General features: G+C 65.4%; 28 protein-coding genes and 1 riboswitch. Of the genes, 22 read left to right on the top strand and 6 right to left on the bottom strand.

The genetic code is table 11. The features are described 5' to 3' along the window. Positions 1–122 precede the first annotated feature (122 nt). Positions 123–608: a PaaI family thioesterase gene (locus AC3FJ6_RS08440; RefSeq protein WP_488771480.1), complete on the top strand. Its 486-nt coding sequence runs from the start codon at positions 123–125 to the stop codon at positions 606–608. On the opposite strand, the gene AC3FJ6_RS08435 is transcribed toward AC3FJ6_RS08440, so the two are convergent. Then, positions 605–1,060 carry a PGDYG domain-containing protein gene (locus AC3FJ6_RS08435; RefSeq protein ID WP_153949885.1) on the bottom strand — a complete coding sequence of 152 codons (456 nt, stop codon included), beginning with the start codon at positions 1,058–1,060 and terminating at the stop codon, positions 605–607. The genes AC3FJ6_RS08440 and AC3FJ6_RS08435 overlap by 4 nt on opposite strands. Before the next feature lie 18 nt (positions 1,061–1,078). Continuing rightward, positions 1,079–1,909: a bifunctional hydroxymethylpyrimidine kinase/phosphomethylpyrimidine kinase gene (gene thiD, locus AC3FJ6_RS08430; protein WP_488771479.1), complete on the bottom strand. Its 831-nt coding sequence runs from the start codon at positions 1,907–1,909 to the stop codon at positions 1,079–1,081. A gap of 100 nt (positions 1,910–2,009) precedes the next feature. Then, positions 2,010–2,082, top strand: a riboswitch (S-adenosyl-L-homocysteine riboswitch). 142 nt (positions 2,083–2,224) lie between these two features. On the opposite strand from thiD, the gene ahcY reads away from it, so the two are divergent. From ahcY to AC3FJ6_RS08405, 5 genes are all read left to right on the top strand, one after another. Further along, the gene (gene ahcY / locus AC3FJ6_RS08425) at positions 2,225–3,643 is read left to right on the top strand and encodes an adenosylhomocysteinase (RefSeq protein WP_153949883.1); all 1,419 of its coding nucleotides are present in this window, start codon (positions 2,225–2,227) and stop codon (positions 3,641–3,643) included. A gap of 145 nt (positions 3,644–3,788) precedes the next feature. After that, positions 3,789–4,136: a phage holin family protein gene (locus AC3FJ6_RS08420; RefSeq protein ID WP_153949882.1), complete on the top strand. Its 348-nt coding sequence runs from the start codon at positions 3,789–3,791 to the stop codon at positions 4,134–4,136. A gap of 46 nt (positions 4,137–4,182) precedes the next feature. Further along, entirely contained in the window at positions 4,183–5,013 is an 831-nt protein-coding gene (gene metF, locus AC3FJ6_RS08415; RefSeq protein ID WP_153949881.1) for a methylenetetrahydrofolate reductase [NAD(P)H], read from the top strand. A 4-nt stretch (positions 5,014–5,017) separates the two neighbouring features. Beyond that, the gene (locus tag AC3FJ6_RS08410) at positions 5,018–5,380 is read left to right on the top strand and encodes a TfoX/Sxy family protein (protein WP_488771478.1); all 363 of its coding nucleotides are present in this window, start codon (positions 5,018–5,020) and stop codon (positions 5,378–5,380) included. A gap of 41 nt (positions 5,381–5,421) precedes the next feature. Beyond that, positions 5,422–6,192 carry a Mut7-C RNAse domain-containing protein gene (locus tag AC3FJ6_RS08405; RefSeq protein WP_488771477.1) on the top strand — a complete coding sequence of 257 codons (771 nt, stop codon included), beginning with the start codon at positions 5,422–5,424 and terminating at the stop codon, positions 6,190–6,192. Between the two features lie 39 nt (positions 6,193–6,231). Here AC3FJ6_RS08405 and AC3FJ6_RS08400 read toward each other — a convergent pair whose 3' ends face one another. Then, positions 6,232–6,864, bottom strand: a complete 633-nt coding sequence (locus tag AC3FJ6_RS08400; RefSeq protein WP_488771476.1) for a 5-formyltetrahydrofolate cyclo-ligase — start codon at positions 6,862–6,864, stop codon at positions 6,232–6,234. A 101-nt stretch (positions 6,865–6,965) separates the two neighbouring features. Between AC3FJ6_RS08400 and AC3FJ6_RS08395 the strand changes: the two genes are divergently transcribed. The 4 genes from AC3FJ6_RS08395 (at position 6,966) to AC3FJ6_RS08380 (ending at position 12,187) form a co-directional block, all read left to right on the top strand. Further along, entirely contained in the window at positions 6,966–8,933 is a 1,968-nt protein-coding gene (locus AC3FJ6_RS08395; protein WP_488771475.1) for a lytic transglycosylase domain-containing protein, read from the top strand. A gap of 97 nt (positions 8,934–9,030) precedes the next feature. Further along, positions 9,031–10,053 carry a complex I NDUFA9 subunit family protein gene (locus tag AC3FJ6_RS08390; protein WP_488771474.1) on the top strand — a complete coding sequence of 341 codons (1,023 nt, stop codon included), beginning with the start codon at positions 9,031–9,033 and terminating at the stop codon, positions 10,051–10,053. A gap of 200 nt (positions 10,054–10,253) precedes the next feature. Beyond that, the gene (locus tag AC3FJ6_RS08385; protein WP_488771473.1) at positions 10,254–10,943 is read left to right on the top strand and encodes a glutathione S-transferase family protein; all 690 of its coding nucleotides are present in this window, start codon (positions 10,254–10,256) and stop codon (positions 10,941–10,943) included. A 2-nt stretch (positions 10,944–10,945) separates the two neighbouring features. Next, positions 10,946–12,187 carry a multifunctional CCA addition/repair protein gene (locus AC3FJ6_RS08380; RefSeq protein WP_488771471.1) on the top strand — a complete coding sequence of 414 codons (1,242 nt, stop codon included), beginning with the start codon at positions 10,946–10,948 and terminating at the stop codon, positions 12,185–12,187. A gap of 18 nt (positions 12,188–12,205) precedes the next feature. Here the strand turns inward: AC3FJ6_RS08380 and AC3FJ6_RS08375 are convergent, their stop codons facing one another. After that, positions 12,206–12,400: a DUF2905 domain-containing protein gene (locus tag AC3FJ6_RS08375; protein WP_092602987.1), complete on the bottom strand. Its 195-nt coding sequence runs from the start codon at positions 12,398–12,400 to the stop codon at positions 12,206–12,208. Between the two features lie 20 nt (positions 12,401–12,420). Next, positions 12,421–13,599 carry a class I SAM-dependent methyltransferase gene (locus AC3FJ6_RS08370; RefSeq protein WP_488771470.1) on the bottom strand — a complete coding sequence of 393 codons (1,179 nt, stop codon included), beginning with the start codon at positions 13,597–13,599 and terminating at the stop codon, positions 12,421–12,423. Positions 13,600–13,615: 16 nt separating this feature from the next. Between AC3FJ6_RS08370 and AC3FJ6_RS08365 the strand changes: the two genes are divergently transcribed. From AC3FJ6_RS08365 to ttcA, 3 genes are all read left to right on the top strand, one after another. Further along, entirely contained in the window at positions 13,616–14,437 is an 822-nt protein-coding gene (locus AC3FJ6_RS08365; RefSeq protein ID WP_400393517.1) for an SDR family oxidoreductase, read from the top strand. Positions 14,438–14,461: 24 nt separating this feature from the next. Continuing rightward, the gene (locus tag AC3FJ6_RS08360; RefSeq protein WP_153949925.1) at positions 14,462–14,860 is read left to right on the top strand and encodes a dihydroneopterin aldolase; all 399 of its coding nucleotides are present in this window, start codon (positions 14,462–14,464) and stop codon (positions 14,858–14,860) included. Positions 14,861–14,994: 134 nt separating this feature from the next. Continuing rightward, positions 14,995–15,966, top strand: a complete 972-nt coding sequence (gene ttcA, locus AC3FJ6_RS08355) for a tRNA 2-thiocytidine(32) synthetase TtcA (RefSeq protein ID WP_488771469.1) — start codon at positions 14,995–14,997, stop codon at positions 15,964–15,966. A gap of 81 nt (positions 15,967–16,047) precedes the next feature. On the opposite strand, the gene AC3FJ6_RS08350 is transcribed toward ttcA, so the two are convergent. Beyond that, positions 16,048–16,854, bottom strand: a complete 807-nt coding sequence (locus AC3FJ6_RS08350) for a DUF6279 family lipoprotein (protein ID WP_488771468.1) — start codon at positions 16,852–16,854, stop codon at positions 16,048–16,050. 266 nt (positions 16,855–17,120) lie between these two features. On the opposite strand from AC3FJ6_RS08350, the gene glmU reads away from it, so the two are divergent. The 9 genes from glmU to bfr all read left to right on the top strand — a co-directional run bounded on the left by glmU (position 17,121) and on the right by bfr (position 25,534). Further along, a complete protein-coding gene (gene glmU / locus AC3FJ6_RS08345) occupies positions 17,121–18,485 on the top strand; it encodes a bifunctional UDP-N-acetylglucosamine diphosphorylase/glucosamine-1-phosphate N-acetyltransferase GlmU (protein WP_488771467.1) in 1,365 nt (454 codons plus the stop codon). Between the two features lie 12 nt (positions 18,486–18,497). After that, positions 18,498–20,336 (top strand): glutamine--fructose-6-phosphate transaminase (isomerizing), encoded by a 1,839-nt coding sequence (gene glmS / locus AC3FJ6_RS08340; protein WP_488771466.1) that lies wholly within the window; start codon positions 18,498–18,500, stop codon positions 20,334–20,336. 303 nt (positions 20,337–20,639) lie between these two features. Then, positions 20,640–20,912 carry a hypothetical protein gene (locus AC3FJ6_RS08335; protein ID WP_488771465.1) on the top strand — a complete coding sequence of 91 codons (273 nt, stop codon included), beginning with the start codon at positions 20,640–20,642 and terminating at the stop codon, positions 20,910–20,912. Then, positions 20,909–21,277, top strand: a complete 369-nt coding sequence (locus AC3FJ6_RS08330; protein ID WP_488771464.1) for a helix-turn-helix domain-containing protein — start codon at positions 20,909–20,911, stop codon at positions 21,275–21,277. The genes AC3FJ6_RS08335 and AC3FJ6_RS08330 overlap by 4 nt, the downstream gene beginning before the upstream one ends. Continuing rightward, positions 21,274–21,855 carry an ImmA/IrrE family metallo-endopeptidase gene (locus AC3FJ6_RS08325; protein ID WP_488771463.1) on the top strand — a complete coding sequence of 194 codons (582 nt, stop codon included), beginning with the start codon at positions 21,274–21,276 and terminating at the stop codon, positions 21,853–21,855. Before AC3FJ6_RS08330 ends, AC3FJ6_RS08325 begins: the two co-directional genes overlap by 4 nt. An 898-nt stretch (positions 21,856–22,753) precedes the next feature. Beyond that, positions 22,754–23,422 (top strand): hypothetical protein, encoded by a 669-nt coding sequence (locus AC3FJ6_RS08320; RefSeq protein ID WP_488771462.1) that lies wholly within the window; start codon positions 22,754–22,756, stop codon positions 23,420–23,422. A gap of 182 nt (positions 23,423–23,604) precedes the next feature. Beyond that, complete coding sequence (ribA, locus tag AC3FJ6_RS08315) at positions 23,605–24,201, top strand: GTP cyclohydrolase II (protein ID WP_153949867.1); 597 nt, start codon at positions 23,605–23,607, stop codon at positions 24,199–24,201. Between the two features lie 177 nt (positions 24,202–24,378). Then, on the top strand, positions 24,379–24,834 hold the full coding sequence (locus AC3FJ6_RS08310; protein ID WP_487523329.1) for a PA2169 family four-helix-bundle protein: 456 nt from the start codon (positions 24,379–24,381) through the stop codon (positions 24,832–24,834). Positions 24,835–25,054: 220 nt separating this feature from the next. Continuing rightward, positions 25,055–25,534, top strand: a complete 480-nt coding sequence (gene bfr, locus AC3FJ6_RS08305; protein ID WP_153949865.1) for a bacterioferritin — start codon at positions 25,055–25,057, stop codon at positions 25,532–25,534. Positions 25,535–25,581: the final 47 nt, after the last annotated feature.

Genomic DNA, 25,581 nt, shown 5'->3' with positions numbered 1-25,581 from the left:
ATCAGCAATGGATACCCCCCGGGAGAGGGCTGGCGTATCAGGAACTCACAGATTGGGCGCTGACCGGCCACCCCGGCTGGTCGCGACCGGACAATCCGCATATCCTCTCCATCCAGTCACCAATGGATAGAGGTTCCGCAATACGGAACGGGACCCGCAGAGAGGAAACAGCAGTGAACGAGATCATCCCCGCCGCCCCGGGCACCCCCGACAAGCCCTATTTCGGTATCGAGATTCCGCTGATGCGCCTGCTGGGCCTGCAGCCGGTGCATATGGAGGAAGGGCTATGCCGTACGCGCCTGCCGGCCAGCCCGAACGTGGTGAACAGCCGTGGTGACGTGCATGGCGGCACGCTGATGGCCGTGCTGGACTTCACGCTGAGCGGCGCGGCGCGCTCGCATGCGCCGCTGGACGTGGGCGTGATCACGATCGACATGTCCACGCATTTCCTGGCCGCCGCGCGCGGCGCGCTGACGTTCGAGGCGCGCATCCTGCGCCGGGGCGCCAAGATCGCCTTCTGCGAGGGCGAGGCCCGCGACGCATCGGGCACGGTCTGCTGCGTGGCCCGCGCGTCGTTCAAGCTGGTGCAACTGGCCGGCGGGAACTAGGCGTCCGGCCCGTCCGGCGGGCCTTCCGTAGGCCGATAGACCGCCACGAACCTTGCGCGCTCGGTGATGCCATAGTCGCCGGGCGCGTATTGCATCAGCCAGTCGCCCGGCTTGCCGGTCAGCACATCGCCGCCGGCCGAGCGTTCCAGTGCGAACGCGACCGGCATTTCCTTGACCAGCACCGGCACCGGCTTGTTGCGATACGGGCCGGCCTCGCCGTGCGCGTTCGGCCCCACGGCCACATAGCGCGCGTCGAAACGCCCGCGCGACACCACCCAGCGGTCGCCCGTGGCACCGGTCACGATGGCATCCCCGCGCTGGTAGCGGTTCGGCCCTTCGCGGCTGATCAGTTCGCCGGGCTCGGCGGCAAACGCCACCTGCACGGTTTCGTCCTTCACGTACCAGCGCGCGGCGGGATCGTCGCGCAGGTCGATGTCTTTCAGGGTTTCCATGTCGAATCCGATGCCGTGTCAGCCCAGCTGGCGCGGGGCGAAGCTGTGGTTGAGCGGGCCGTTGCCGGCACCGAGGCGCAGTGGCGCGCCAGCCGCGATGGCCCGGGCCACGTAGTCCAGCGCGGTGCCCACGGCGTCGGGCAGCGCGTCGCCGCGCGCCAGTTGCGACGCGATGGCCGCCGCCAGCGTGCAGCCGGTGCCGTGCAGGTTGGGGGTGTCGATACGCGGATGCGTGTAGATGCGCGTGGTGCCGTCGGCCAGCATCAGCAGGTCGTCCAGGCCGGTGGCGTCGGGGCCATCGTCCTCCAGGTGCCCGCCCTTGAGCAGCACGGCCTGGCAGCCCATCGCCAGCAGGTCGGCGGCGGCGGCTTCCATCTCGGCGCGGCGCGCGATGCGGCGCCCGAGCAGGTACGAGGCCTCCGGCAGGTTCGGCGTGACCAGGATGGCGCGCGGAAAGAGCTGCTTCACCATGGCCTGGCTGGTGGCGTCGTCCGACAGCGTGGCGCCCGACGTGGAGATCATGACCGGATCGACCACGAGCTTGCGGATGCCGTGCCGGTCCACCGCGCCGGCCACGGCCTCGACGATGGCCGCCGTGCCGAGCATGCCGGTCTTGGCGGCATCCACGCCGATGTCGCTGGCCACGGCATCGATCTGGGCGGCCACCATGTCGGCCGGAATGGCATGTACGCCGGTCACGCCCAGCGTGTTCTGGGCCGTGATGGCGGTGATCGCGCTCATGCCGAAGCAGCCGAGCGCGGCAAATGTCTTCAGGTCCGCCTGGATGCCGGCGCCGCCGCCGGAGTCGGAACCGGCGATGGTCAGGGTGCGGGGTGGCGTTGGGAGCATGTGCAAGGCGGGAACGGGCGGGAACAGTCCGAAACAATTAGGCGGGAAAAAATCTGGCATTTCTGCCTGCTCGGCGCGAACAGGCACGCTACAATACCGCCACTCCGAGGAGCGTTGCAACGGATGCCCTGCCATCCGCCAGGCTCGGAATGTCTCAACGGCGCTCGCTGTTCCGTGGTTCGCACGGGGCGCGAGTCGACCTGTCTGCCCGTCATGGCCTCACGTGAGGCACCCGTGACGCGGCCCAGGCCCTGGTTTCATGGGCCTTATCCGTCTCCCGTCCCGCGTATGCGCCACTCTTACATCGGAGTGAACATGAACGCTGTGACTGACCTGAAGCAAGACTACCTGATCGCCGACATCGGCCTGGCCGGCTGGGGCCGCAAGGAAATCGCGATCGCCGAGACCGAAATGCCCGGCCTGATGGCCATCCGCGACGAATTCGCCGCTGCACAGCCGCTCAAGGGCGCGCGCATCGCCGGTTCGCTGCACATGACGATCCAGACCGCCGTGCTGATCGAAACGCTCAAGGCACTGGGCGCCGACGTGCGCTGGGCCTCGTGCAACATCTTCTCGACCCAGGACCATGCCGCCGCCGCGATCGCCGCATCGGGCACGCCGGTGTTCGCGTTCAAGGGCGAGTCGCTCAAGGAATACTGGGACTTCACCCACCGCATCTTCGACTGGGCCGACGGCGGCACGCCGAACATGATCCTGGACGATGGCGGGGACGCCACGCTGCTGCTGCACCTGGGCGCCCGCGCCGAGAAGGACGCATCGCTGATCAGCAAGCCGACCAGCGAGGAAGAAACCTACCTGTTCGCCGCCATCAAGGAAAAGCTGGCCAAGGACGCCACCTGGTACAGCCGCAACCTGGCCGCCATCCGCGGCGTGACCGAGGAAACCACCACGGGCGTGCACCGCCTGTACCAGATGGCCCAGCGCGGCGAACTGAAGTTCCCGGCCATCAACGTCAACGACTCGGTGACCAAGAGCAAGTTCGACAACCTGTACGGCTGCCGCGAATCGCTGGTGGACGGCATCAAGCGCGCCACCGACGTGATGATCGCCGGCAAGGTCGCCGTGGTTGCCGGCTACGGCGACGTGGGCAAGGGCAGCGCCCAGGCCCTGCGCGCGCTGTCGGCCCAGGTGTGGGTCACCGAAATCGACCCGATCTGCGCACTGCAGGCCGCCATGGAAGGCTACCGCGTGGTGACGATGGACTACGCCGCCGAGCACGGCGACATCTTCGTGACCTGCACGGGCAACTACCACGTGATCACGCATGACCACATGGCCCGGATGAAGGACCAGGCCATCGTCTGCAACATCGGCCACTTCGACAACGAGATCGACATCGCATCGGTCGAGAAGTACGAATGGGAGGAGATCAAGCCGCAGGTGGACCACGTCAAGTTCCCGGACGGCAAGAAGATCATCATCCTGGCCAAGGGCCGCCTGGTGAACCTGGGCTGCGCCACGGGCCACCCGTCGTACGTGATGAGCAGCTCGTTCGCCAACCAGACGATCGCCCAGATCGAACTGTGGGCCGAGCGCGACAGCGGCAAGTACCCGGTGGGCGTCTACACGCTGCCGAAGCACCTGGACGAGAAGGTGGCGCGCCTGCAGCTGAAGAAGCTGAACGCGCAGCTGACCGAGCTGACCGACCAGCAGGCCGCCTACATCGGCGTGCAGAAGCAGGGCCCGTACAAGGCCGACCACTACCGCTACTGATCGGCCCGAGATTCTCCCCGACGGTGTTCTCCCCTCTCCCGCCCGGCGGGAGAGGGGCCCGGGGGAGAGGGCGTTGAGCTGACTGCGCGACCGGGCTCCGCCAGAAGCGTGCAGTTCCGATGTCATCCAATAACAAGGAGTCCCAATGAGACTGTTGGCCGTCTGGATCATCAACGCCGCGTCGCTGTTCCTGGTGAGCTATCTGATCGGCGGTATCGAACTGCGCGGATTTGGCGCGGCGATGATTGCCGCGCTGGTGCTGGGTCTGGTCAATACGCTGATCCGGCCGATCCTGGTCATCCTGACCCTGCCGGTGACGCTGCTGACGCTGGGGCTGTTCATCTTCGTCATCAATGCGCTGCTGTTCCTGTTCGTCGGCAACCTGCTGCAGGGGTTTGTCGTGGCCGGATTTGGCGCCGCGCTGCTTGGCTCGATTCTCTATAGCGTGATCTCCACGATTCTCGCCAGCGTACTGCTTGGCGACCGGGATTAAGCGCGACTGAAATTCTTCGGGGCGCCGCGCGGGCGGCGTGCCAACCATGACTGATCGCTACTACAGCTTCGAATTCTTCCCGCCCAAGACGGCGGAGGGCGCCGAGAAACTGCGCAACACCCGCGCCCAGCTGGCGCCGCTGCAGCCGAAGTACATCTCGGTGACGTTCGGCGCCGGCGGCACCACGCAGCAGGGCACGCTCGACGCCGTACTGGAAATCCAGCGCGAGGGCATCGAGGCGGCGCCGCACCTGTCGTGCGTGGGGTCGTCGCGCGAGAGCATCCGCGACATCCTCAAGACCTATCGCGACGGCGGTATCCGCCATATCGTCGCGCTGCGCGGCGACATGCCGTCCGGCATGGGCGAGATCGGCGAATTCCGCTACGCCAACGAACTGGTGGAGTTCATCCGCGCCGAAACCGGCGACTGGTTCAACATCGAGGTGGCGGCCTATCCCGAATACCACCCGCAGGCCCGTTCGCCGCGCCACGACCTGGACAACTTCGTGCGCAAGGTGAAGGCCGGCGCGAACTCGGCCATCACGCAGTATTTCTTCAACGCCGACGCCTACTTCCGCTTTGTCGACGATGTCCGCGCGATGGGCGTGGAAGTGCCGATCGTGCCCGGCATCATGCCGATCACCAACTACTCCCAGCTGATGCGTTTTTCCGAGATGTGCGGTGCCGAAGTGCCGCGCTGGGTGGCGAAGCGGCTCGAATCGTTCGGCGACGACAAGGAATCGATCCGCGCGTTCGGCCTGGACGTGGTGACGGCGCTGTGCGAACGCCTGCTGGCTTCGGGCGTGCCCGGCCTGCACTTCTACACGCTGAACACGGCCGGCGCCACCAAGGCCATCTGGCAGCGCCTGAAGCTCTGATCGCATGCCCGCCGCGCGCCGTCCGGACCCGTTCGTCGAGCATCTGCTGGAACTGATGGCGCCGCTGGCGGCCAGCATCGGGCCGGTCACGGCCAGGCGGATGTTTGGCGGTCATGGCCTGTTCTATGACGGGCTGATGTTCGCGCTGGCAAGCGGAGGCCAGTGCTACCTGAAGGCGGACGACATTACGCTGCCCCGCTTCGCGGCCGAGGGCAGCGAGCCGTTCCGCTACCAGTCGGCCCGGCGCGAGGTGACGATGCGTCACTACCTGAGCCTGCCGGCGGTCTGCCTGGAGTCGCCGTCCGCCATGACGCCCTGGGCGCGCATGGCCGTGGAAGCCGCGCTGCGGCTGGGCAACGCGAAGTAGGCATATCGGCAACCGGGGTCGATGGTGGCATACTCGCCGCCATGGTCACCGCCACCTTCCGTTTCTACGAGGAACTGAACGACTTTCTGGCGCCATCGCAGCGCCGCCGGGACCTGTCGTGCCCCTGCGCGCGCGCCGCCACGGTCAAGCACATGATCGAGGCGCTGGGCGTGCCGCATACCGAGGTGGAACTGATCCTCGTGAACGGCGAATCGGTGCCGTTCGAGCGCCTCGTCGAGGACGGCGACCGCGTAGCCGTTTATCCAAAATTTGAGTCCCTCGACGTGACGCCGCTGCTGCGCGTGCGCGAGCATCCGCTGCGCGACCTCCGCTTTGTCGCCGATGCGCACCTGGGCGGCCTGGCGCACCTGCTGCGCATGACCGGCTTCGACACGCTCTACGACAACCACTTCGAAGACAGCGAGATTGCCCGCATCGCGGCCGACGAGCAGCGCATCGTGCTGACGCGCGACCGCGAACTGCTCAAGCGCCGCGAGATCACGCACGGCTGCTATGTGCGGGCGATCAAGCCGTCGCTGCAGGCACACGAGATCTTCGCGCGGCTCGACCTGGCACGCAGCGCCCGCCCGTTCTCGCTCTGCCTGACCTGCAACGTGCCGCTGCGGCGGATCGACAAGGCCGACGCACAGGGCCGCGTGCCCGACGGCGTGTTCGCGCGCCACGACCGCTTTGTCACATGCCCGCATTGCCGCAGGGTGTTCTGGGAAGGCTCGCACTGGAGGCGGATGCGCGAGCTGGTGGAGGGGTTGGTGCACGCCACGGAGCCCGCCCCCGACGATGCGCCAGGCTGACCAGCCAGCCGGCTTGCCGACGGGAACCCGGCGCGGGTGCTACCACGCCCCAGATTCCGTCACCATCCAGTCCATCGGCAGGTCGTGCGCTTGTGCAACAAGCGGGATCTCGCAGGCGTCGAAGCCGATGCCGATGGCGATGGGCGTGACGCCAAGCCCGGCCAGGGCCGCCAGGGTGCGGTCGTAGAAGCCGCCGCCGTAACCGAGGCGGAACTTGTTGGCGCTGAAACCGACACAGGGAATGAGCAGCGCGTCGGGCGTCACGGCCTCGGTGCCGTCGGGTACCGGAATGCCGTAGTGTCCGGCGCGCATCGTCGTGTCAGGGGTCCAGAAATGGAAGTCGAGCGGCGTGCCCGGGGCCGAGACCACGGGCAGGGCGGCCACGCGGCCGGGCATCCCGGCCAGCCAGCGCGCCACCGTGCCGCGGGCGTCGAATTCCTGCTGGATCGGCCAGTAGAACCCCAGCTTCCGTACACCCAGGCGTTCCAGCAGGGCGCCCAGCGCATGGTCGATGGCGGTATCGGATGCGGCACGATCGGGCAGCGCGGCGCGCCGCGCCAGCAGGTCGCGGCGCAGGGCGCGCCGGTCGTTGGCGGGGGCGGCAGGCTGGTCCGTGACGGCCTGGAATTGACGGGCGTCCGGCCCGTTGTCCGGGGCTTGGGATGGGGGCATGGCGTGCAATAATGACCGCGATCAGACAATCAGAAACAGATGAAGGATGCGTGCCTGTCTTCCTGAATGGGCACGCGCCACCACATAAGGGATAGCCAAGAATGTCGAAGGGAGTATATCTGCGCCGGGCCGGCCGCTTCGCCTGGCTCGCGTTCGCAGGCGCGGTGCTGGCCATGCCGGCATACGCACAGAAGAAGCCGGCGCCGTCGCGTCCGGCGCCGCAGCAGCCGGCCGCGTCGACGATGATTCCGTCCAGCCCGGACGACGCCTTCGTGGCGCTGCGCGAAGCGGCCCGCAAGAACGACGTGGACCGCGCCGCCGCCATTTCGGCCACGCTGGTCGACTACCCGATTCCGTCGTACGTCGAATACTTCCGCATCAAGCCGCAGTTGTTCGATGCCGGCGGGCAGGCGCGCATCGACGCGCCCGACGCCGAAGTGGCGGCGTTCCTGCAGCGTTACCAGGGCGAGGCGATTGCCGACCGCATGCGCAACGACTGGCTGCTGGTGCTGGGCAAGAAGCGCGACTGGGCCAATTTCGATATCCAGTACCCGCAGTTCGTGCTCAAGGACGACACGCAGGTGGAGTGCTACGCGCTGCTGTCGAAGGCGCTCAAGGGCCAGAACGTGGCCGCCGAGGCGCGCGCCACGCTGGTGGATCCGCGCTACTACGGCGACGGCTGCGTCGATCTGGTGGGCTACCTGGCGCAGAGCCAGCAGATCCAGCGTAGCGACGTGGCGTTCCAGGCACGCCAGGCGCTGGAACAGAACTACACGACGCTGGCCGCGAAGATCGCGGCCGCCGTGCCCGATGCACGCGTGGACAGCGACGCGCTGGCCACCGTGGTCAAGATGGCCCGCAACGACCCGTCGCAGGCCGCGTCGTACCTGAACACCATCGCCGGGGGCCTGTCGCGCGACGAGCAAGGCGCCGCCTGGGGCGTGGTTGGCCAGTACGCGGCCAAGAAGCTGATGCCGGAAGCTGCAGGCTACTACCGCCGCCAGATGGACCTGGGCGGCAACCAGTGGCTGTCGGACGAAACGCAGGAGTGGCGCGTGCGCGCCGCGTTGCGCCAGGGCGACTGGAAGCAGGTGCGCCAGTCGATCGAACTGATGCGCCCCGAGCTGCGCGCCAAGGACCCGGCGTGGACATACTGGTACGCCCGCGCGCTGAAGGCCGACGGCCGTGGCGCCGAAGCCCAGGCGCAATTCCAGTCGATCGCGGGCCAGTTCCATTTCTACGGCCAGCTGGCCAGCGAGGAACTGGGCAACCGGATCACGCTGCCGGCCCGCACCACGGTCAGCGACGCCGAGGCTATGGCCATGCGCACGCGCCCCGGCTTTGTCCGCGCGCAGAAGTTCTATGACCTGAACCTGCGCTTCGAGGGCAATCGCGAGTGGAACTGGGAACTGCGCGGCATGAGCGATCGCGAACTGATCGCCGCCGCCGAGTACGCGCGCAAGATCGACCTGCTGGACCGCACGGTCAACACGTCGGACCGTACGAAGGCCGAACACGATTTCGCCCAGCGTTTTCCGATGCCGTATCGCGACATCATGCAGCGGGCCACCGACGACGTGGGCCTGGACATAGCCTGGGCATATGGCCTGATCCGTCAGGAATCGCGCTTCATCATGAATGCGCGCTCGTCGGCGGGCGCGCACGGCCTGATGCAGGTGATGCCGGCCACGGCCAAGTACGTCGCGAAGAAGATCGGCATGGCCGACTTCTCGCCGTCGATGATGGGCGACCCCAATATCAATATCCTGCTCGGTACAAATTACATGAGCATGGTACTGACGGACCTCGACAGCTCATGGACGCTGGCGTCCGCCGGGTACAACGCCGGCCCGGGACGCCCGAAATCGTGGCGTTCGAGCCTGTCGCGGCCCGTGGAAGGCGCGATCTTTGCAGAGACGATCCCGTTCACGGAAACGCGAACGTATGTCAAGAATGTGCTTTCCAACGCGACGTACTATGCTGCATTGATGAGTGGCCGTCCCCAGTCGCTGAAAGACCGGCTTGGGGTGGTCGCGCCGTCCTCTCTCACGACGACCAGCCTGCCCTAAGCCTGCAAAGCCCCGCATGGGGCCGGGGCAGCGGCTCCGTGACTGTCGGGACGCGTGCATCACGCAGCGTCACACGAATCGTCACGGAGTCCGAAGCATGAAGACCAGCAACGTCCTTGTCGTGGGGGGCGCCGGTTTCATCGGCAGCCACCTCGTGTCCCGCCTGGCCGGCGCGGCGACCGCTTCCGGCGCGCCGCTCGATCCGGCCTCCAATCCCGATAGTCCCATCGCGCCCGACCGCATCGTGGTCGGCTCGCGCAGTGTCGAACATGCGCAGCATCTGCTGCTGTTGCCGCGTGTGGAAGTGGCCGAGCTGGGCCTGGCCGATGCGGCTTCGCTGGACGATGCGATCGGCCCGCTGGGCGTCGATGGCATCGTCGTCAACCTGGTGGGCGTGCTGCACGGCGACCGCGGCGACCCGTACGGCCCCCAGTTTGCCGCCGCGCATGTCGATCTGCCGCGCCAGCTGGTGGAGGCCTGCAGCCGCACCGGCGTTCGCCGGCTGATCCACATGAGCGCGCTTGGCGCCGACCCGCAAGGGCCGTCGATGTACCTGCGCAGCAAGGGGGAAGGCGAGCGCGTCGTGCGCGAGAGCGGACTCGACTGGACCATTTTCCGTCCATCGGTCGTGTTCGGCCCGGACGATCATTTTCTGAACCTGTTCGCCCAGTTGCAGCAGATGGCGCCGGTGGTGCCGCTGGCGTGCGCCCATGCGCGCTTCCAGCCCGTGTTCGTGATGGATGTGGTGCAGGCTTTCGTGAACGCGATGGCTAACGGATCGACGGTCGGGCAGACCTACGAACTGGGCGGCCCGCAGGTGTACACGCTGGAGGAACTGGTCAAGTTCGCGGGCCATGCGTCGGGTCATCCGCGGCCGATCATCGCCCTGCCCGATGCGCTGGCGCGCATGCAGGCGGCCGTGCTGGAACACATGCCGGGCGGCACGGTGCTGTCGCGCGACAACCTTGATTCGATGCGCCTGGACAACGTGCTTGGCGCGCCCATGGCGGCGGAACTGGGTGTCCATCCGGTGAGCCTGGAGGTCGTGATGACCGACGTGCTGGCCGGCCGCAGCCGCGACACGTTCTTCCAGTCCTTGCGCGGCAGCGTGCATCGCTGAAGCGCCGGCGCGACGGGGCACGCAATTTGCACCGATGTGATTGGCGCTCACAGCCTTGCGAGCGCAATTCATTTGGACGCCGCGCGCCGCATCGATAGAATGTCTGGTTCAGGGCGCCTGGCGATTGACCGGCGCCCGCGTCTTCGTGTTTGCGCGCGTCGCATTTGTCCGCCTCTGTTTCCGCCCCCAAGGAATTTACGATGAAGCTCGTCATCGGCAACAAGAACTATTCGTCCTGGTCGCTGCGTCCGTGGCTGCTGCTGCGCCACGCCGGCATCGAATTCGAGGAAATCCCGCTGCGCCTGTTCACGAAGGATTTCGGGGCGGAGATTGCCCGCTACTCGCCCGCCGGCAAGGTGCCGGCGCTGATCGACGGCGACGTGACCGTGTGGGATTCGCTGTCGATCTCCGAATACGCGGCCGAGCGGTTTCCGCACAAGCAGCTTTGGCCGGCCGACGTGGCCGCACGCGCCATGGCACGCTCGATCTGCGCCGAGATGCACTCGGGTTTCGGCAACCTTCGCAGCCAGATGCCGATGAACTGCACCGCCGTGCTGCCGGGCCTGGGCTGGAACGTGGCCGTGCAGCAGGATGTGGACCGCATCGCATCGATCTGGACCGACCTGCGTGCGCGCCATGGCGCCGGCGGGCCGTTCCTGTTTGGCGAATTTACGATTGCCGACGCGTTCTACGCGCCCGTGGTGAGCCGCTTCGCCACCTATGGCGTGCATCTGCCCGAAGCCGCCAAGACCTACGCCGATTTCATCCTGGCCTTGCCGGCCATGCAGGAATGGGTGGCGGGCGCCCGCGAGGAGCGCGATTTCGTGCCGGCCGACGAACCCTACCGCACGCAGCCTGAACGGGCCGACGCGATCATCGTCACGGGCTGATCATGCAGGTGTACGCCGTCGGCGGGGCCATCCGCGACCAACTGCTGGGCAAGCCGAGCCAGGATCGCGACTACGTCGTGGTGGGTGCCACGCCCGAGCAGATGGAAGCCGCCGGCTACAAGCCGGTGGGCAAGGACTTTCCGGTCTTCCTGCATCCGCAGACGCGGGCCGAGTACGCGCTGGCCCGGACCGAGCGCAAGACGGCCGTGGGCTACAAGGGCTTTGCGTTCTATACCGGGCCCGATGTCACGCTCGAAGACGACCTGGTGCGCCGCGACCTGACCATCAATGCGATGGCGCAGGCCGTGGACGACCAGGACAACCTGGTGGGTCCGATCATCGATCCATACGGCGGCCGGCAGGACCTGCAGGCACGGCTGTTCCGCCATGTGTCCGATGCCTTTGCCGAGGACCCGGTACGCATCCTGCGCGCGGCACGCTTCGCCGCCCGCTTCCATGATTTCTCGGTGGCGCCGGAAACCGTCGCGTTGATGCGCAAGATGGTGGAGGCGGGCGAGGTCGACGCCCTGGTGCCCGAGCGCGTCTGGCAGGAACTGGCGCGCGGCCTGATGGAGGCCCGGCCATCGCGCATGTTCGACGTGCTGCGCCAATGTGGCGCGCTGGCGCGGCTGTTGCCGGAGCTGGACCGGCTCTGGGGCGTGCCGCAACGCGCCGACTACCACCCCGAGGTGGATACCGGCGTGCACGTGATGATGGTGGTGGACTACGCCGCCGCGCAGGGCGCGTCGCTGCCGGTGCGGTTTGCGGCGCTGACCCACGACCTGGGCAAGGGCACCACGCCGGAGGACGTGCTGCCGCGCCATATCGGCCACGAGCAACGCAGCGTGGATTTGCTGGAAGCGGTGTGCAAGCGCTTGCGCGTGCCGAACGACTGCCGCGAACTGGCGCTGCTGGTGGCGCGCGAGCACGGCAATATCCATCGCTCGGAAGCGTTCGGCGCGGCCGCGCTGACGCGGCTGGTGGAGCGCAGCGACGCGCTGCGCAAGCCCGACCGGTTCGCCGAGGCGCTGCAGGCCTGCGAGGCCGACGCCCGTGGCCGGCTGGGGTTCGAGGATCGCGACTATCCGCAGACCGCGCGGCTGCTGGCGGCCCGCGAGGCGGCGGCATCGGTCGATGCCGGGGCCGTGGCGAAGGCGTGTGGCGATCGGGTGGACCTGATCAAGGAGAAGGTGCACAAGGCGCGCGTGGCGGCCGTGGCGGAAAAGCTGGGGCTGCCGGACTAGATCGCTTCCGTCCGGGCCCTACAGCACCTTCCCGATCACCAGCGCGACCAGCGACAGCAGGATCGTCGAGGCGAACGGCAAGACGTATTCCTTGCCGAAGAGCCGGAAGCGCACGTCGCCGGGCAGGCGTCCGAGGCCGATCTTCTGCAGCCACGGCAAGGCCGCCGACAGCACGATCACGCACAGGAAGATGGTGAAGGTCCAGCGCAACATGGTGATGGCGTGTGGATCGGTCAGAGGGCGTAGCTGCGGTCGCCGCGAGCGAATCCGGCCAGCGGCAGGGCATCGTCGACATCGCGTGCCAGCGCGATGACCTTGAACAACTCACCCATTTCGGCCTCGCTGAGCAGCTTCTGCACCGCGTTGGCCTGCGGCAGGAAGTTGCGCGCGTCGGACGGGTCGAGCGACATCATCAGCTCGGTAATCCCGGCGTTCATCAGGAAGCGCGCCTGCGAGGCAAAGCCCGCCACGGTGAGACCCGCATCGACCGCCGCTTCGGCAATGCCGCTGAAATTCACGTGGGCGGTGATGTCCTGCAGGCCCGGGTACAGGAACGGATCGGGGTGCGCATGATGGCGGTAGTGGCACATCAGCGTGCCGCCCACGCGCTGCGCGTGGTAGTACTCCGATGCGGGGAAGCCATAGTCGATAAAGAACGCCGCGCCGCGCTGGAGCAGGGCGCCCACGGCGCGCGTGAAGCCTTCGCCTTCGGCATGGGTCTCGGTGACCATATCGTGGTCGCCGGGCATTTCGTGGAGCTGCGCCGGCAAGGCGGCGGGGTCGAGCCGCCGGTCTTCGTACGCGAACGTATCGCCCTGCCGCACCACGCCGCGCTCGTGCCATTGGCCGCCGAGGCGGGCGAAGAGCCGCACGGGCATGGCGTCGAGCACCTCGTTGCCGACGATGACGCCTTCGAAGCTGTCGGGCAGGGCATCGAGCCATTGCACGCGGCCCGCCAGATGCGGGGCGCGCTGCGCCAGCGTGTCCTGCTGCCGGGCGCGCAGTTCGCCGGACAGCTCGACGATGCTGTACGACTCGGGCAGCGCATTTTCCGATTCCAGGGCCAGTAGCAGGTCGGCGGCCAGCCGGCCGGTGCCGGCGCCGAATTCCATCACGCGCGGCAGCGACATCCGGACCAGCGGCGCAAACTGGCGGGCCAGCGTGCGGGCGAAGAACGGGGTCAGTTCGGGGGCGGTGATGAAGTCGCTGCCGTCGTCGGCGCCGCGCCCGAACTTGGCCGCGCCGCCGCTGTAATAGCCCAGGCGCGGGGCGTAGAGCGCAAGCGACATGTAGCGGTCGAAGCCGATCCAGCCGCCGGATGCCGCGATGGCGTCGCCGATCACGATGGAAAGGGCCTTGGATGCGTCAAGCGCATCGGCGGAGGGAAGGGGTAGACTAGCGACTTTCTGCATACCGCGAATTGTAGCAATGCCAGATTCGAATACTCAGGGCGCCGCGGGCGTCCAATCGCGCGGCGTGGCGCTGGTGACCGGCGCGGCGCGCCGGCTGGGCCGTGCCATCGCGCTGGAGCTTGCCGCGCAGGGCTGGGACGTGGCCGTCCACTGCAACCGGTCGCGTGACGAAGCCGAGGTGCTGGCCACGCAGATCCGCGCGCTGGGCCGCCGGGCCGCCGTGCTGCAGGCCGACCTGTCCGACGAGGCTGCCACGGGCAAGCTGGTGGCCGCCTGCGTCGATGCGCTCGGCGCGCCGACCTGCCTGGTCAACAACGCCTCGCTGTTCCAGTACGACGTGGCGACGAGCTTTTCGTATGGATCGCTCGACACCCATATGCGCACGAACGTGGCGGCCCCGCTGCTGCTGGCGCGTGAGATGCACAAGGCGCTTGGCGCCGACGGCAACGGTGCCGGCAATGCCGGCGAGCAGCGCGGGGTGGTGATCAACCTGCTGGACCAGAAGCTCAACAACCTGAATCCGGACTTCCTGTCGTATACGCTGTCCAAGGCCGCGCTGCAGACTGCGACGGTACAGCTGGCGCAGGCCCTGGCCCCGCGCCTGCGCGTGGTGGGCGTGGCGCCGGGTATCACGCTGGTGTCCGGCGACCAGTCCGACCCTGGCTTCGTGCGGGCCCACGGCATGACGCCGCTGGGCCAGTCGAGCACCCCCGACGACATCGCCCAGGCCGTGGCCTACCTGGCCGGGGCGCGCGCCGTGACCGGCACCACGCTGTACGTCGACGGCGGGCAGCATCTGATGCCGCTGGCCCGTGACGTGATGTTTTTGACTGAATGAAGCCGTACCTTGATTGACCCTGCCATGACCTTTGCCGCCCTTTCCCATCCCAGCCTGCAAGACTGCCGCCGCATGTTCCTGCGCAACTACGAAGTGCAGATCAACATCGGCGTGCATGAATTCGAGAAAAAGGGCGAACAGCGCGTGCTGGTGAACATCGACCTGTTCGTGTCGCTGTCCGAAACCACCCCGCACGCCGACCGCCTGGAGGAAGTGGTCGATTACGACTTCATGCGCAACACGGTGGCGGCCCGCATGGCCCAGGGCCATATCCACCTGCAGGAAACGCTGTGCGACGACGTGGCCCGCGCCATGCTGCAGCATCCCAAGGTGCGCGCCGTGCGGGTGTCGACCGAAAAGCCCGATGTCTATCCCGATTGCGATTCGGTCGGCGTCGAGGTGTTCCACATCAAGCAGGCCTGACGGCGGCCGCGGCAACTCGGGACGCCTGCAGCGCCGGACGGGCCGGTCCAGTAGAATACCGCCCCGTCAATTCCGGCATTTTCTATCGGGCGCGCGGCCATTATTCAGCGCCGCATCCGTTACAGGTACGTCTTATGAGTCACTCGGCCAACTTCTATCGCCTTGAAACCCGTTTGCAGTCGCTGACCGGCAAGGCCATCGGCGACTTCGGCATGATCGAGGACGGCGACACCGTCATGGTCTGCATGAGCGGCGGCAAGGACTCGTACACGATGCTGTCGGTCCTGATGGCGCTGCAGAAGCGGGCGCCGATCCAGTTCAAGCTGATCGCGATGAACCTGGACCAGAAGCAGCCGGGCTTCCCGGAGCACATCCTGCCCGAATACCTGAAGTCCACGGGCGTGGAGTATGTGATCGTCGAGGCCGACACGTACTCGATCGTCAAGGAGAAGGTGCCCGAGGGCAAGACCACGTGCTCGCTGTGCTCGCGCCTGCGCCGTGGCGTGATCTACCGCACGGCCAAGGAACTGGGCGCGAACAAGATTGCGCTGGGCCACCACCGCGACGACATCGTCAACACGTTCTTCCTGAACATGTTCTTCGGCGGCAAGATGAAGGCGATGCCGCCCAAGCTGGCCACCGATGACGGCCAGCACATCGTCATTCGTCCATTGGCCTACTGCGCGGAAAAGGACATCGCGTCGTACGCGCGCGCCATGGAATTTCCGATCATCCCGTGCAATCTGTGCGGCTCGCAGGAAAACCTGCAGCGCAAGAAGGTGAGCGAGATGGTGCAGCAGTGGGAGCGCGAGCACCCGGGCCGCATCGACAACATCTTCTCGGCGCTGCGCAACGTGGTGCCGTCGCACCTGGCCGATACCGAGCTGTTCCCGTTCACGGGGCTGGCCACCGGCCTCGCCAAGGTGGACGAGGCGTCGCTGTTCGGCGAGACCACCTACAGCCAGCAGGCGTTGCAGTTCAGCGGCAGCGTGGAACCGAACCGCATGGAATTCGTGCGCTTCGACAAGATCCAGAAGGGGGCGGCGCCATCCTCGGAGCCTGCCGCCGCACCTGCTTCCGAGCCGGCGGGCCAGCCAGCGGCCTGAGTCGCGCCGCCGCGCCGGGCAACGAAAAAGCCCCGTGGCCTGGCCCGGGGCTTTCCTGTCGATGGGGGGCGAACCCGGCGGCTACCTGGCTGCCTGGGGCGCCCGGCCGCTCTCGGCCATCAGCTGGCGCGTATCGTTGATCCAGCCGTCGAAGCGTTTGACGGCATGCGCCTTTTGCTCTGGCGTGGTCATGTTGGCGATCCTGACGGTCAGATCCACCCCGGCCGAGGTACTGCGCTGCTCGCCGCTGCCGGGCCGCTGCCAGTCGTCGGCATACTTGCGCAGCATGGCTTCCACCTGGGGTTTAGGCGGGCGGGTCGAAGAGACTTCGCGCGCCAGGGCCACCCATTCCTGCTGCCGCTTGACGCGCTCGGCATAGCGCGCGTCGGCGCTCTGCATGTAGGGGCCCATCGCGTCGCGGATGGCGCGTTCCTGCTCGCTGGAGAACGACCCGTAGATCAGCTTGGCGTAGCTCATGATCTTGTCGAAGCGGGCGTCGGTACGGGCGGCGGGGTCCGATTTCAGGAATTCCTTGCGGTATTTGGTGTTGCTTTCGGCAAATTTGGCCTCCATCCGCTGGATCTGGTCGGGCTCCAGCGTCAGCAGCAGGTCCGCCAGGTCGGGCACCGCGTTGTCGAAGGCCTGGCGGCCCAGGCGCTGGGAGTCCTGCTGGACCTGCCGCACCATGGCCGGGGTGACTTCGCCCGCGACTTCACCGCGCACGCGGGTCAGCACGGTGGCGATTTCGGGCAGCTGGGCGCGCCGGTGCCAGGCAAAGAAGCGCGCAATGGCTTCCTTGGTGGGCGGCTCCTGGGCGTCGGAGACATCGACATAGCGGTCCACCCACCAGTAGGCCAGGCGGTCGCCCTGCTGGTATCCGAGCTTCATGGCGTTGCATCCAGCCAACGCCATGAGCATGGTAAATGCTGCAAACCATGCAAAAACGCCGCGTGACCAAATGTGAACAACGGTAACGCGAGGTGATGGACCCAATGCGGCACAGGCCCGCGTGCTAGAATCGGCGCGCATGTTTCCGGGGCCGGCGAATCGCCCGCCAGCCCAGTCGTGGCAACGGTTCAGCCACATCGGCCACAGTGCTCCCAGGCTCGGATTCTTCAGCTTCTTCTCAGACACACTCACTTAGGAACCTCCTTGTGAATATCGTCATTCTTGCCGCAGGCATGGGCAAGCGCATGAACTCCGCGCTGCCCAAGGTGCTGCACCCGGTAGCCGGCCAACCGATGCTGGCCCACGTGCTCGACACGGCGCGCACGCTGTCGCCGTCGCGGCTGGTGGTCGTGGTCGGGCACGGCGCCGGGCAGGTGCGCCAGGCGGTGGGTGCCGACGATGTTGCCTTTGCCGAGCAGGCGCAGCAACTGGGCACCGGCCACGCCGTCATGCAGGCCCTGCCGCTGCTCGATGACGCCCAGCCCACGCTGGTGCTCTACGGCGACGTGCCGCTGACCTCGACCGCCACGCTGCAGCACCTGGTGCAGGCCGCCGGCGGCGAACGCCTGGGCGTGCTGACCGTCGAAATGCCCGATCCCACCGGCTATGGCCGTATTGTGCGCGATGCGGCCGGCAATGTCGTACGCATCGTCGAACAGAAGGACGCCAGCGAGGAAGAACGCGCCATCCGCGAGATCAACACCGGCATCATCGTCTGCCCGACCGCCCACCTGCGCCGCTGGCTGTCCACGCTGCGCAACGACAACGCGCAGGGCGAGTACTACCTGACCGACACGATCGAGCGCGCCGCCACCGACGGCGTGGAGATCGTGTCGTCCCAGCCCGCCGAACTGTGGGAAACGCTGGGCGTCAACAGCAAGGTTCAGCTGGCCGACATCGAACGCATCCACCAGCGCAACATCGCCCAACGCCTGCTTGAAGCGGGCGTCACGCTGCTGGACCCGGCTCGCATCGACGTGCGTGGCCAGCTGACCTGCGGCCGCGACGTGACCATCGACGTAGGCTGCGTGTTCGAGGGCCGCGTGCACCTGGAAGATGGCGTACACATCGGCGCGCACTGCGTGATCCGCAACACCGTGGTCGGCGCTGGTGCACGTGTGCAACCGTTCTGCCACTTCGAGGAAGCAAAGATCGGGCCGGATGGCCGCATCGGCCCTTACGCGCGTCTGCGACCCGGCACCGAGCTGGGCCAGGACGTGCATATCGGCAACTTCGTCGAAGTCAAGAACAGCCAGATCGCCAACCACAGCAAGGCCAACCATCTGGCCTACGTGGGCGACACCACGGTGGGTCAGCGCGTGAACATTGGCGCGGGTACCATTACCTGCAACTATGACGGCGTGAACAAGCACCGCACCGTGATCGAGGACGATGTCTTCATCGGGTCCGATACGCAGCTGGTGGCGCCGGTGACCGTGCGCCGCGGCGCCACGATCGGCGCGGGCACCACGCTGACCAAGGAAGCGCCGGCCGACAAGCTCACGCTGTCGCGCGCGAAGCAGATGACGATCGACGCCTGGCAGCGTCCGGTCAAGCAACCGAAAAAATAAAGGGGTTCAGTTATGTGTGGCATCGTCGGCGCGGTTTCGCACCGCAATATCGTTCCCGTCCTGGTTGAAGGGCTGCGTCGCCTGGAATACCGTGGCTACGACTCCTGCGGCGTGGCCGTGGTGCGCGACGCGATCCTGGAGCGTGCGCGCACGGTGTCGCGCGTGGCCGACCTCGACACGCAGACCCAGTCGTCGGGTCTGGGCGGCCAGCTGGGCATTGCCCACACGCGCTGGGCCACGCACGGCAAGCCCGATACCGTCAACGCGCACCCGCATTTCTCGGACGAGACCATCGCGCTGGTGCACAACGGCATCATCGAGAACTACGAGCCGCTGCGCGACGAACTGCGCGCGGTGGGCTACGGTTTCGAGTCGCAGACCGATACCGAAGTGGTGGCCCACCTGATCCACCAGGCCTACACCTATCCCAGCAGCGCCACCCGTGGCGACCTGTTCGGCTCGGTCCGCGCGGTGACCAAACGCCTGCATGGCGCCTATGCGATTGCCGTGGTGGCCAAGGACCAGCCCGACGTGGTGGTCGGCGCGCGCGCCGGTTCGCCGCTGGTGGTGGCGCTGGGCAACGACGAGTCGTTCCTGGCGTCGGATGCGCTGGCCGTGGCCGGCACCGCCAACCGCATCATCTATCTGGAAGAGGGCGACGTGGTCGAACTGACCCGCGCCGGCGCGACGATCCGCGACGTCCATGACGCCGAAGTGCAGCGCGAGGAGCGCGTGGTGGAAGCGCATGCCGCCGCCGTGGAACTGGGCCCGTTCCGCCACTTCATGCAGAAGGAAATCTTCGAGCAGCCGCGTGCGCTGGGCGATACGCTGGAAGGCATCGCCGCCATCACGCCGGAGCTGTTCGGCGACAACGCCGCGCAGGTGTTTGCCGAGACCGACAGCATCCTGATCCTGGCCTGCGGCACCAGCTACTACTCGGGCTGCACGGCCAAGTACTGGCTGGAATCGATCGCCAGAATCCCGACCCAGGTGGAAGTGGCCAGCGAATACCGCTACCGCGATACCGTGCCGAACCCGCGCGCCCTGGTGGTGGTGATCTCGCAATCGGGCGAGACCGCCGACACGATGGCCGCGCTGCGCCACGCCCGATCGCTGGGCCACACGCACACGCTGGCCGTCTGCAACGTGGCCACCAGCGCGATGGTGCGCGAGACGGAACTGCGCTTCCTGACGCGCGCCGGCACCGAAATCGGCGTGGCATCGACCAAGGCGTTCACGACGCAGCTGGCCGCGCTGTATATGCTGACGCTGGCGCTGGCCAAGGTACGCGGCCACCTGACCGCGCAGCAGGAAGCCGATGCGCTGACCAACCTGCGGCACCTGCCTTCCGCGCTGCACGGCGTGCTGGCGCTGGAGCCGCAGATCATCGCCTGGTCCGAGGATTTTGCCCGCCGCGAGAACGCTCTGTTCCTGGGCCGTGGCCTGCATTACCCGATTGCCCTGGAAGGCGCGCTGAAGCTCAAGGAAATCTCGTACATCCACGCCGAGGCGTATCCGGCGGGGGAGCTCAAGCACGGCCCGCTGGCGCTGGTGACGGAAGCCATGCCGGTGGTGACGGTAGCCCCGAACGACGCGCTGCTGGAAAAGCTGAAGTCGAACATCCAGGAAGTGCGCGCCCGTGGCGGCCGCCTGTACGTGTTTGCCGATTCGGACACGCACATCCAGTCGTCGGACGGCATCCAGGTGATCCGCATGCCCGAGCACTACGGCGCGCTCTCGCCCATCCTGCACGTGGTGCCGCTGCAACTGCTGGCCTACCACACGGCCTGCGCCCGGGGGACCGACGTGGACAAGCCGCGCAACCTGGCGAAGTCGGTGACGGTGGAGTAATCCTCCGTCCGGCCCCGGCCATCGGTAGTGACTTTGATTAGGTAGTCCGACGCAACAAAATAGTTAGTCCGACATTTCCGAAAAGCCTTTTTATTCAAGGGCTTGGAGTGTCGGATTAACTAATTAAAATGCCCATAATGCCCATTTCTGCGGCATTAATTTCACGTGCTTGTAGTCCTTCCTACCGGCACACCCCTCCCTCCGTGCCATGCTCTCCTCCCCTCATTTAGCACTTCGGTTGACAAAATCGAACCTTGTTTGTACGATTTTCATACATCGACTTCTGCACTCCGGAGAGCATCCATGGCAAACCTCGAGCCGCAACTCAAATCGGCGTTGGAAACGTTCTGGGATGACCACGCGCTGATACCTGCAGGGGGTGGTCCAAGCACCGTCGATGAACTGCTGGAGCCAATCGAGTCCATGACGGCGGTCGAGGTACTGCTCACCCTCGACAAAATTGTGGGGGCGAAACTGCCAAATACCGTCATCCAAGCCGGCGGCTACAAGACGAAAGAAGAGTTCGTTAATCTTCTGTCTGCCAAAGTCCTAGAGCACATGGCGAAGAAGCAATGAGCCAAGAGAAATCGGACTCGGCCGATGAACAGCGTTTAGCTTTGGCTCAGAGGCTGAGAGAGGCGCGCGAGTACGTTGGCCTTTCGCAAGAAGACGTTGCGGCAACGCTCGGAATCTCTAGGCCGGCGGTAACCAACATCGAGGCCGGCGTTCGCAAGGTCGAAGCTGTAGAGCTCGACAAGCTGAGCCAGCTGTACGGGCAGACGGTTGCGTACCTGCTCACGGGGGAATCGCCGAAGACCGATGCGAAAGTGGCGTTTCTTGCTCGCGCGACTCAGGGGTTGAGTGAGCAGGACCTTGAAGAACTGGGCCGCTTTGCAGATTTTCTGCGCAGCTCCGGCAAATCCAAACGTCGAGGTCCATGATGGCTCGTGACGAACTGCTGGAGGCCGCACGCCGCGCCGCGGAAGTCTTGGAGAAGTTCTCCGCCAAGGACCGCATCAACGAAGGTTACACGCGCGTCGACCCGACACTGCTTGCTAGCGCGGCCGAAGTAACGGTCATGTATCGACCGCTGAAGAAGCTGCTCGGCGGCTTCCTTCGGGAAGATGGCGAAGCCGGAATCCTCGTCAACGTGGACCGGCCCCGGGGCTTGGTGCATATGACATGTGCCCATGAATTAGGACACTACTTCCTCGGTCATGACAGCACTACGGACGAGACGGTAGAAATCGGGATGAGCGCGCAGCTCATCGAGCGCCAGGCAAATCAGTTTGCCTATTCGTTGCTGGCACCGAGATGGCTCGTCATCGCCATCATGCGGATGAAGGGTTGGTCGAAGAATCATCTCGAGAATCCATCTGTCGTGTATCAGCTGTCTCTTCGCCTGGGGATGAGCTACGAAGCGATGGCTTGGTCGCTTTCTCGCATGGAAGTGATTTCGCAAGCCTCGGTGCAACGCCTTCTGGCGAATACGGTCGAGCCCGCAACGACTAAGTCGTGAATGAGCTGTCGGACACGGAAGTTCGTTGTGGCAGAAGGGCTCCCAGACGCGTAGCCGCTCATCCGCTCTCGAAGCATTTTGGTGGATTTCCCGACGTACTTTACGTCGCCGTCGCAAACAAAAGCGTAGAGCACATTGCGTTGCGTCCCATGCTGGCGAATCGATATCCGCAACCGACCGCTATCAACTGACCAATGTCCGGCGACCTGAAATCCAATTTCGAGAAGTCTGTTCATAACCGTGTCGAATATAGAAAGGCTGCCGATGAGTGTATCCGTGCAGGACGCTTTTGAGGCACACTGCAAGCTATTATTGGAACACCCCAACAGGAGAATGCATGGCAACGTACAAGCAGCTGCTGGCACAAAAGGACGCACTCGAAGCGCAACTCGCGGAAATGCATGCCTCAGAAGTCGCAGGCGTGATTGAGAGAATTCGCGCCTTGATGGATGAGTATGGCCTGTCCGTGGACGACATCATGGGAAAACATCGTCGTGGCCGGCCTTCCGGTAGCCGTTGCGTTTCCGGCGCGCTACAAAGCAAAAGGCCTCCCGCTTGGGAGGCCTTTTACTCCTTACGCCGGGGCGCCCTTGCGGGGTATGCCGATCGACGTCTCAGGAGGGATCCTAGAGAACCCAATAGGCACTGTCAATCGCTATGCGGACATCATCCATCGAGAACTTTGAACGCGTCGTTTCGTCGCGACGCCTGAACAGCTACCGGAGATACTTCAAGACAAAAACGATGGACGAAGCCATCGGTTTGTATTTATGGAATGGCGAGGTTTCATCGTGCTTCGCGTCGCACCTTGCATACTTCGAGATCGTGCTGCGCAACAGCGTCCATCGCGCGATGTCGATGTTCTGCACAAGGGGCCGGAGCACAAGCGCGCACTGGTATGACCCTGATCTGGAAGACGCTGAGCCCGACGACTCAGCGGCGCATCGAAGAGGTGCGCCAGCGCAGGTCCAAGGTGACACTTGACGCGGATGAGATGGTGGCAAGTCTTTCGCTTGGCTTCTGGCCCGCTGTCCTTCGCAATATCGATCATGCGCACGCCAATCTGATCCTGCCGGCCGTATTTCCCTTTCATCCGCTGAGTGCGCCGGTGCCGCAATGGCGTGACACGAAGGTGCGTCGTCGGGCGCTGGCGTTCGTCTTTGAACTGCACGCATTCAGGAACCGTCTTGCGCATCACGAACCATTGTGGAAATTTGGCGCGATGCGGGATGCCTCCGGGACCCCGGACGCCACGAACCTGCTCCCTTCCAGAAGTCCTGCCGAAAGCATCGACCGCCTGCGCGGGCTGTTGGCGTTGATCGAAGACGCCGCCGGTTTCATCGATCGCGCCATGCGGGACGACCTGCGGGCAGCCTCCTGGCGCCAACGCCTGGACTTCCTGCTCACCGAGCGTGGCCTCCAGCGGTATCGTTGCCGCAAGCATGTGCCCGATCCAGCGGTTCTGACGCCGGCTCAGTTCCGGTATCGCTTTACGCTGATCGGCCGGAACAACCAGCCGGTTCGGGTCCGCCGCGCGCGGTCGAGCGGCCTGTTCGTCCCCGATTGAGCCTTGCGCACCCGCCTGCGGCCTACCGCCCGGTAACCCCTCTGCGGATGGCGGATTGCATTTCGCGGTATCCTTGCCGGCATGCCGCGTCGGCGCCTCTCCCAATCGGCGCTCCGTGGCGCGCCTGCCCCGCGCCCGCATCATGCCGCGCGGGCACCATGGCGCCTCCAGCGAACATCAATATGAAAGACCTAGAAAGTGAGCTGATCGGCTCCGCCCGGCTGCCGACCCGCTATGGCCAATTCACCGCCCATGCCTTCCAGGGCGTGGACACTGGCACCGAACACCTGGCGCTCTCGATGGGCGATATCTCGGGCGAGGACGTGCTGCTGCGCCTGCATTCCGAGTGCCTCACCGGCGATGTGTTCGGCTCGTGCCGCTGCGACTGTGGCGAGCAGCTCGATCTGGCCATGAAGAAGATCGCCGAGGAAGGCCGCGGCGTGCTGCTATACCTGCGCGGGCACGAAGGCCGCGGCATCGGCCTGTCCAACAAGATCCGCGCCTACGCGTTGCAGGACACCGGCCTCGATACCGTCGATGCCAACCTGGCGCTGGGCCAGGCCATCGATTCGCGGACCTATGCGTTTGCCGCCGATTTCCTGCGCCAATGGGGTGTCACGTCGGTTCGCCTGATGAGCAACAATCCCATCAAGATCAAGGCACTGGAAGACGCTGGCATCAAGGTGACGGAGCAGATGCGTCACATCGTGCCGGCCAACTCCGAAAACGAAAAGTACCTGGCGACCAAGCGATCGCGCATGGGTCACTTGCTGGACTGACTTCCGGCGCGCTGCCGGCCTGTAGGCATAGGCCGACAGCGGCTTGCGAGGCCCCCCGACATCCCCGCCGGGGCCACTCTTCTATCTTGGAACACAAGGGCCGCATGGCGTCAGGCGCCGTGCGGGATGTTCCATGCGCGTCGCGCGGTGCGTGCGCGCTGATGAGAGGAGTCCGACATGGCTGACAACAACGTCTCTGTGCTTAACGACCTGATTGAAGTCTCGCGGGACGGCGAGGAAGGGTTTCGCAAGGCTGCCGAAGATGCCAAGAACCCGGAACTGAAGACGCTGTTTTCGAGCCGCGCCATGGAGATTGGTGCGGCAGTGCGCGAGCTTCAGGGGCAGGTGGCCGCGCTGGGCGGCAAACCGGAAGACCACGGCAGCGTGGCCGGTGCGCTGCATCGCGGTTGGCTGAGCCTGCGCACGGCGGTCACGGACCGCACCGATCTGGCCATTCTGGAAGAAACCGAGAAGGGCGAGGACGTTGCGAAGAAGAAGTACGCCGATGCGCTGCAGGAACCCGATCTCAGTTTCGATATTCGTGCACTGATCGAACGGCAATATCAGGGCGTGCTGCGCAATCACGACCTGATTCGGGATCTGCGCAATCGCTATCGTGCCAGCGGTGAATGAAGGGTCCGCCCAATATAAGGAAGGCGCCTCCATTGCGAGGCGCCTTTTTATTTCGTCTGAATCGGAATCAGTATCACTCGCATAATCATCGTTGCGAGGTATTTTCTGGTTTGCGAGCAATGATCGACCGGAAAGCCGCGCGGAGCTTGAAGTTCCGGTTGGGGGAATTACCATGAAAATCGTCGCCGGCCCGTATTGAGGATGGAAGGGGACCAAGGTCATGAAAGCCGACAAAAAGGTAATTCAGTTGCTCAACGGTCAGCTCAAGCACGAACTGACGGCAATCAACCAGTATTTTCTGCACGCCCGCATGTACCGTCATTGGGGGCTCCAGGCGCTGGGCAAACATGAGTATGAAGAGTCGATCGAGGAAATGAAGCATGCCGACCGGCTGATCGAACGTATTCTCATGCTCGATGGCCTGCCCAACCTGCAGGATCTGGACAAGCTCATGATCGGCGAGAACACCGAGGAAATGCTCGGCTGCGATCTGAAGCTCGAACTGGTATCGCAGGCCAGCCTGAAGGAAGCCATCAAGTACTTCGAATCGGTGAGCGACTACGTGTCGCGCGATATCGTGACCGATATCCTGGATGACACCGAAGACCATATCGACTGGCTGCAGACCCAGATCGAACTGGTCGCCAAGGTCGGCGTGCAGAACTACCTGCAGTCGGCCATGGGAGAGCCGGGGGAATAGCCGGGCCAGCCCCTTCGCCAGCCGGCAGGACAGATCCGCGTCCAGCA

It is taken from the genome of Cupriavidus sp. 94F1, assembly GCF_057798875.1.
Note: the sequence above shows the minus strand (reverse complement) of the source record. Positions and strands in the feature narration are given on the sequence as shown.